This is a genomic window from Pelagibacterium montanilacus, assembly GCF_003992665.1.
Taxonomy (GTDB): domain Bacteria; phylum Pseudomonadota; class Alphaproteobacteria; order Rhizobiales; family Devosiaceae; genus Pelagibacterium; species Pelagibacterium montanilacus.
In genome coordinates this window covers 200,087-206,320 of record NZ_RZMX01000025.1, presented here as the reverse complement: position 1 = coordinate 206,320, position 6,234 = coordinate 200,087, and the positions used below count along the sequence as shown (strand labels likewise).

10 protein-coding genes are annotated in these 6,234 nt (G+C 62.2%); 4 read left to right on the top strand and 6 right to left on the bottom strand.

Translation table 11 applies throughout. From position 1 onward, the window contains the following. The 4 genes from EO136_RS18575 to EO136_RS09950 form a co-directional block, all read left to right on the top strand. Nucleotides 1-357, top strand: a 357-nt coding sequence (locus tag EO136_RS18575) for a hypothetical protein (RefSeq protein ID WP_164730522.1), incomplete at its 5' end; no start/stop codon positions are given. Next, nucleotides 354-1,070 carry a DUF805 domain-containing protein gene (locus EO136_RS09960; protein ID WP_127144283.1) on the top strand — a complete coding sequence of 239 codons (717 nt, stop codon included), beginning with the start codon at nucleotides 354-356 and terminating at the stop codon, nucleotides 1,068-1,070. The genes EO136_RS18575 and EO136_RS09960, both read left to right, overlap by 4 nt. Nucleotides 1,071-1,086: 16 nt before the next feature. Continuing rightward, nucleotides 1,087-1,656 (top strand): superinfection immunity protein, encoded by a 570-nt coding sequence (locus EO136_RS09955; RefSeq protein ID WP_127144282.1) that lies wholly within the window; start codon nucleotides 1,087-1,089, stop codon nucleotides 1,654-1,656. After that, complete coding sequence (locus tag EO136_RS09950) at nucleotides 1,653-2,171, top strand: hypothetical protein (protein WP_127144281.1); 519 nt, start codon at nucleotides 1,653-1,655, stop codon at nucleotides 2,169-2,171. Before EO136_RS09955 ends, EO136_RS09950 begins: the two co-directional genes overlap by 4 nt. Nucleotides 2,172-2,285: 114 nt before the next feature. On the opposite strand, the gene EO136_RS09945 is transcribed toward EO136_RS09950, so the two are convergent. The 6 genes from EO136_RS09945 to EO136_RS09920 all read right to left on the bottom strand — a co-directional run bounded on the left by EO136_RS09945 (nucleotide 2,286) and on the right by EO136_RS09920 (nucleotide 6,173). Continuing rightward, nucleotides 2,286-3,257: a PAN domain-containing protein gene (locus EO136_RS09945; RefSeq protein ID WP_127144280.1), complete on the bottom strand. Its 972-nt coding sequence runs from the start codon at nucleotides 3,255-3,257 to the stop codon at nucleotides 2,286-2,288. Between the two features lie 33 nt (nucleotides 3,258-3,290). Next, entirely contained in the window at nucleotides 3,291-3,776 is a 486-nt protein-coding gene (locus EO136_RS09940) for a CC0125/CC1285 family lipoprotein (protein WP_127144279.1), read from the bottom strand. 119 nt (nucleotides 3,777-3,895) lie between these two features. Next, on the bottom strand, nucleotides 3,896-4,318 hold the full coding sequence (locus tag EO136_RS09935; protein WP_246018322.1) for a thermonuclease family protein: 423 nt from the start codon (nucleotides 4,316-4,318) through the stop codon (nucleotides 3,896-3,898). 78 nt (nucleotides 4,319-4,396) lie between these two features. Beyond that, nucleotides 4,397-4,852, bottom strand: a complete 456-nt coding sequence (locus EO136_RS09930) for a hypothetical protein (RefSeq protein WP_127144278.1) — start codon at nucleotides 4,850-4,852, stop codon at nucleotides 4,397-4,399. A 68-nt stretch (nucleotides 4,853-4,920) separates the two neighbouring features. Beyond that, nucleotides 4,921-5,589 (bottom strand): SOS response-associated peptidase, encoded by a 669-nt coding sequence (locus EO136_RS09925; protein WP_127144296.1) that lies wholly within the window; start codon nucleotides 5,587-5,589, stop codon nucleotides 4,921-4,923. A gap of 347 nt (nucleotides 5,590-5,936) precedes the next feature. Next, nucleotides 5,937-6,173, bottom strand: coding sequence for a hypothetical protein (locus tag EO136_RS09920; protein ID WP_246018321.1), 237 nt, complete (start codon nucleotides 6,171-6,173; stop codon nucleotides 5,937-5,939). Nucleotides 6,174-6,234 lie beyond the last annotated feature (61 nt).

The following is a 6,234-nucleotide window of genomic DNA, read 5'->3' as shown; positions in this document are numbered from 1 at the left end:
CTCGTCATTTCGCTATGCCTGACCATGATCGTCGGGCTCCAGTCATGCGCCGTTATGGTCGGCGGCAACATCACGTCCGATACCGATACCGCTGCAGGAGGAGCGGCGGGGATCATCCTGGCCTTCCTGTTCGTCCTGGGCGCGGCGTTCGCCATGGGATTGCCCCGCGTCGCGATGGTCATGTTCGGGCTCGCGGCTTTGATCGGGCTCCTGACGGCCGCGACCACGGTGTTCTCGGACATGTGGATATGGGGCGGTATCGCCCTGGTGCTCTCGGTGATGAGCTGGTTGGGCTATCGCGAGCTGGCCAAGAAGAAGAACGCCGCTGCGGCGCCGGTCGGGGGTGTTGCCCAATGAACGCCTATCTCGATGGCATGCGCCGCTATGTCGACTTCCGCGGCAGGTCGACCCGGAGCCAGTTCTGGCTGTTCACCCTGTTTTATTTATTGCTGCTCTGCGCAGGGCTGCTTCTTGACGCGATGATCGGCACCTTGGATGCGGAGGGCAATGGGGTAATCGGGGGCGTTGTTGTGCTCGCCCACTTGATCCCGTCACTTTCGGTGTTGGTGCGCCGGCTGCACGATATCGATCGTACGGGTTGGTGGGCTCTGATCATGCTCGTACCGCTGGTCGGATTGATCGTGCTGCTGGTCTTTGCCGTTACCCCTTCGACCTCCGGGGCGAACCGGTTCGGGCCCCATCCGCTCGGGGGCGCAGACCCAGGCCAGACCATGCGACCGGCAGCCAATCATGCGCCCCAAGGGGCTTCTGCGGCTCAGTCCGGCCCTGTGACCACCCAACAGCCTATCGCCGGGCAAACCGAGGGGGCAGGGGCTGATGAACTGGCCGGCACTGGCACGGCTCCAATGAATGCCGCGGATGCAGCCAAGGCACCGCAAGCTCCGACCAACCCTCAATCTCCAACAGCACCAGAGCCGCAATCCTCCAGCCCGATCTCCGACGAGACCATTGCAAGGCTCGAGCGGCTTGCAGAGCTGCGGCGCACCGGAGCGATCGAGGAGAGCGAATACGCCTCCATGAAGGCCGATCTTCTGGCCAAGACCCGCTGATAAAGGGGAGACGATTATGCGCCCCCTCAGCGCTCATACCCTCCCGCTCGCGCTTGCATTTGTGCTGTTGCCGGTCGCTCCGGCAATGGCGCAGTCGACCAATGACCTTCTGCTCATTTTCGGCCTGCTCTACGGCGCCCTGTTCATCATCTACGTCATTCCGACCGTCGTGGCCTTTTACCGGGGCCATCCCAACCGCTGGATCATCCTGATCATCAACTTCGCGTTCGGGGCCACCGTCCTGGGGTGGCTGATCGCGATGGTCTGGGCGATGGGCGCGGTGCACAGAACCAGGGACCCGGACGGCACCAATGGCGGGGAGAGCGGGCTCAATATCTTTGCCAATGACGTCAAGCGCCTGCGCATAGAGGGCATCAATGGCGTCAATCCGGCGGCTGCTGCGCCCTTGGCCGGGGATGGTCCCGCGCCGTCCCCCGAACGCCCGTCAGAGCCCGATCCCCTGGCCCAGATCGCCCGGCTCAAGCAGCTCCGCACCGAAGGCCTGTTGAGCGAGTCCGAGTTCACCCGGCTCAAGGGCCCCCTCATCGACCGATACATCTCAGCCCAAGGAGGAACTACAACATGACCAATCCGACCACACCATCACACCGCTGGAGCCGTCCGTCAGAACGCAAAGGCATGGCCCGTGCAGCTCTGGCGTTGGTGCTTGCCTCTCTCTCGACGCCGCTTTTCGCTCAGGATACCGACGAGGACAGCCCCGTCACCCCTATTGCGGGCGATTGGTATTGTGCAGATCGGGCCGAGGACATCTTTCAGGTCTCGCTCGGCTTTGGTGGATTGACGGTCAACAACATCGCCATCGTCCCCTACGAGCCATTCATGCCCGCTCTCCAGCACATTCGGCTCTCGGCATCGGCAACCAATTTCAGCGCCACCAACAGAGCCGTTGCGGTCGAGGCCGTGGGGATCGTCGGCGAGATTGAGGCCCCTGAGGCGATCGCATTTGCCCTCTCGGCCTCCGCCTCATTTGGAATGGTGAGTTCAGGGGCGAGCGAGACCATCACGTCCAACGTGATCTCCAGCGCCAATACCTTCGACTATGACCACATCTGCGTCAGGGTCACGGTCGGCGATAGCTGACCACCTGCAAAGCATCTCCCGGCCGAGCATGTGACAATGGATCGGCCGGGATCATATCTGAGGCACCGAATCGATGGCCATACGCTCTGGAAAGCTGCCTAAATGCGGATGGCATTAGTCCAGTACCATCACGTCATCGGCGGGCACCATTCTTCCCCGAATCCAAAGGTGGGTCGGTTCATCGCTCAACTGGAACCGGCCCGATATCGCCATGTCGTAGAACTCGGTATCGCCCGTATCGCTCTTGAGAAAGCAGTTTGGCCCGCTGGCGACGCGCGGATCGATGTTCATTGTCATTGCCATGCATTGGTCGTGCTCAAGGCAGGCGATGTAGCACTGCGCAATGTCCGCAGCCCGAAACTGAGCCACGTCAGAGCCGTAAAAATCCACGCCCCTATAAAGAGCGAAGGATACTGAAGGGCCGCTCATGGCATCAGTGCTACTGCTGGCGTCGCTCGCCTCGTGCGCGGCGATAATCGACTCGAATGTAGGCGCAGCCTCGCCCCATTCGTGCAAGGCGGAATCCAAAAGCTCTGGTCCCCGGTTGATGCCGAACTCAACAATTTGTTCATCCGAGAATACATGCATCTCTTCGGGAGGCGTGCGCAGCATTTGCGCGAGCATGGCTGGCGGAACGTCAAACTTCCCCAGGATCTCCACTATGTCCGACACCGCGTTCTGAGCCGACGAGGCAGTATCTTCGCCACCGTAGAACTGGTGCACACCAAGCTCGCCTTCCGCGCGGCGATTGTGCCCCGACAAAAATAGGAACGCACAGGCTGAGTAGCACTCCGCCCCCTTAGGGATAATGGTGCTCATTTGCCTCTGGTGCATGTCATCAGCGAGCAGCAAGGCCGGATGCACTTCGCCTCCCTTGCTCCACAGCGCAACCACCTCTACGTCCGGATGAGCGCTGATCAGGCGTCTAAAGTCCAAAGGCGTCTTTGGCGTTATGTCCCCTGAAAACAGGGCCAATGTAGGCGCTTCGCTGGATACAGCGAACGAGCCATAGGTTTCTATTGCCTGAGCCACGGTCGGCGCGAGCAGCAGTAGAAGCGATAGAATGCCAAGCACGCGCAGCTTCACCGGAACCACCTATCGATAAGCGACGGAAATCCGCTATGAGCCAGACCGTTCGACACGGGGATTTATGCTGTCGAACACCTCCTGCGCCTTGAATGCACCGGACGCGCTTTGGCCCGGTCCGGGCGTGAAGATGCGGACCAGCAAGTCCTCGCCCGGCTGGTTGATGGTGTAGGTCGTCCCGGGCGTGAATGTGGAGTAGGCCGTATTGCCGTAGATATTGGTTTGCATCGTTCCGGGAGTCTGCCCCAACGACGTGCGCGATGCGTCTGCGCTCGAGACGACACCAAAGTGAGTATGCCCGTTCTGCAACGTCGTTTCAGCCGCTTTGAGAAGCGAATAGTCCTGGATGGTAGTTGGATCCGTGAACCCGTTGCCTCTCGCCGAAATGCGATAGGTATCTGATGTGATCGGGACAGCAGCAACCCCGCCCATCGCTCCCATATCGCCGTATGTTGTGGAGCAAGCCTGAATCGCCACCAGCATCAGAACGGCCGCGCTGACCTTAAACACGTTCTTCATTGGAACCCCCTGCAATCTTAAGCGCATTCAAAATGGAATGCGGTGAGACCGCAAGAGGTATCTGCCGGGTGACCGCGCATGTGATGCGCTAGAACGCTATTGATCGCTGGTCTAGATCCTCAGCCGCACCACCACTCGTCGCCGTCCGGCCACCAGCGGGCCAACCGCTCCTCGACCAGCCATTCACCGACTTCGCGCCCGTCGATCGCGATCGTGGCAAGCGTCCGGCCATATTGGTCGGTTCCGCTGCGTTCGATCGTCCAGGCGTTCGCGTTCATCAACTCCATGAGGCGTGCACTGGCCTGGCCGGCGAGTTCGACCTCACGTTCTCCGCCACAAATTTGAGATTGCGGCTCTGGGGTATCAAAGCCTTCAAGCCGGATGTTCTCTCCGGATAGCCAGAGCGTGTCGCCATCAACGATGCAGGTCTTATTCGCCGTGTTGGGTTGGCCAGGTGCGCAGAGCTCAAGATGCGGCTGGGTTTGGGCCGGCAGTGAGCTGGCTGCCAGCGCGAAGAGTGCTGTGAGCAGCATTTGACGCATGTCGTGTCTCCTTGGGTTCCAGTGCGATCGCCTCAAGGCCAGATGGCAGGCCGGTCGCGCCGTGTCAAAGAACTGGCATCAGGTCTGGCGCCCGGGGCGCTGTCCACGTGCCAATATCTCGTGGATGGTGGCTTCGGTTGCCGGTTCGGACCTACTCGCCAGTGCAGCATCGTCAGCCACAGAGCTGAGCGCGACCAGCACCGTTTGACGGGGCCATCCGGCTGCAACGGCGCGGTCCACCATGTTGAGGACTTCGCCCTTGAGAATATCCTCGCACAAGAGCTTCAAATCTTGCGGGCCGGCTCCAGGCATAGGCGGTGCCATGGGTGCGTCCGGGCGTTTGGAGGTCGCGGACCTGAACCTGCCCATCTGCCAGAGGATGCCCAGCGCCCCGACCTGGGTCACCCCGAACGCTGCGATGATACCCCATAGGGCGCCCACGGTGAGCCCGACCAGCGTTCCGACCAGCCATGAGGTTATGACCAGAAGCACGGCCTGCATCATGGCCACGGACCGGACCGTCAAACCCTGCATGATCTCATCCCCCCATTGTCTCCCTGGGGCCATGAAAGCGCGTTGCGGCCTGCGGCACAAGCCCGCTGCTAGATCACGCCATCGGCGGGTCCATCCGACTTGGCTCCCCGCGCGACGATCTGGAGCGCACCGTCGGGCAGCGGCCGCTGGAGGGCGCTCGCCTCGGCCCAGGGCGCGGTGAGCCAAAGTTCGATCTCCTCGGGCCGGGTCAGGATCACCGGCATGGCCTTGGGGTGGATGGCGCCGACCTCGGCATTGGGCTCGGTAGTCAGGAACCCATAAAGGTCGATCGTCTCCTCGCCGGTCGAGACCTTGCGCGCGCTCGTCCAGCCCGGCACGTGCACGCCAGCGAAAAAGGCGAGGGGGCGGGTCTCGTCGAGCGCGAACCAGATGTCGCCGCCGGCGTCGCGGTTGAACTCGGAAAAAGATGTGAAGGGCACCACGCAGCGATGGGCGACGCCGAGCCAGCGGCGCCAGTGGGGGCTCTTGGTGTTCCGGATATTGGTGATGCCGCGATCGGCCTTCTTGCCCTCGAGCGCAAAGGCCGGGGAGGGCATGCCCCAGCGGGCCAGGGCCAGCTCCCGTCCGCCCTCGGTGTTGCGCACAATCGGCGCGGCATGGTCTGGGAAGATGCCGGGCTGCGGAGCGAGGTTACCCACGGCTTCGGCCACCGACCAGACCCGCGCCAGATCGATGATCGCCTGCCGGGCGGATGTGTGGCTGTAGAGATTGCACATGGCAGCGTCCTCGATCAGGGCCTCTTGCATGAATGTGAGGGGTGGGGCCTTGGGTGTCCAGCGCATCCAATTGTTGCCGCGCGCGCGATCGGCCGGATCGAAGCGGTAGCCGTCAAAGGCTTCACGGAATCGATCCGCATCGGCCTCCCGGGCAAAGCAGGTGACGACATGCCAGACGTCATCGATCGCGACCGAATGGCCCCTGGGCGCCACCTCGAGCCCGTGCAGCCGGCAAAAGACGCCGATCGTCCGGGCCGCCCAGTTGTGCTGCTCGGCCAGGAGCGCGACCTGGTGAGGATAGTCCTGGTCGATCTGGGCGCCGGAGAGCTCACCCTTGCGCCTGGACATCACTCCAGATCGGGGACGGCCCCGTGGCGGAAGAGCTCGATGGGCTCCCCATAGTCGCCCGTATTGGGCTCTGCCTCACGCGCCCAGGCGATCACCCCGGCATGATGGGGCGCAGCGAGCCTCGCCTTGTGGATTGCCGTCTCTTCGCTCTGGAACTCCTGGGGCTCGCGCGCCGGGCGCAGCTCGCCATCCTCCTCGGCATAATCGAACACCATCATCACAATGGGCTTGGGCATGTTGCGACCCCACTTGTTCCGCATTTGTTCTCAACATAGAACGAGGGCAACGCGGAGGGCA

Excerpts from the sequence above, each read along its gene's own strand:
- EO136_RS09960 (WP_127144283.1), top strand. The coding sequence starts at position 354 with ATGAACGCCTATCTCGATGGCATGCGCCGCTATGTCGACTTCCGCGGC.
- EO136_RS09955 (WP_127144282.1), top strand. The coding sequence starts at position 1,087 with ATGCGCCCCCTCAGCGCTCATACCCTCCCGCTCGCGCTTGCATTTGTG.
- EO136_RS09950 (WP_127144281.1), top strand. The coding sequence starts at position 1,653 with ATGACCAATCCGACCACACCATCACACCGCTGGAGCCGTCCGTCAGAA.
- EO136_RS09940 (WP_127144279.1), bottom strand. The coding sequence starts at position 3,776 with ATGAAGAACGTGTTTAAGGTCAGCGCGGCCGTTCTGATGCTGGTGGCG.
- EO136_RS09935 (WP_246018322.1), bottom strand. The coding sequence starts at position 4,318 with ATGCGTCAAATGCTGCTCACAGCACTCTTCGCGCTGGCAGCCAGCTCA.
- EO136_RS09930 (WP_127144278.1), bottom strand. The coding sequence starts at position 4,852 with ATGCAGGGTTTGACGGTCCGGTCCGTGGCCATGATGCAGGCCGTGCTT.
- EO136_RS09925 (WP_127144296.1), bottom strand. The coding sequence starts at position 5,589 with ATGTGCAATCTCTACAGCCACACATCCGCCCGGCAGGCGATCATCGAT.
- EO136_RS09920 (WP_246018321.1), bottom strand. The coding sequence starts at position 6,173 with ATGCCCAAGCCCATTGTGATGATGGTGTTCGATTATGCCGAGGAGGAT.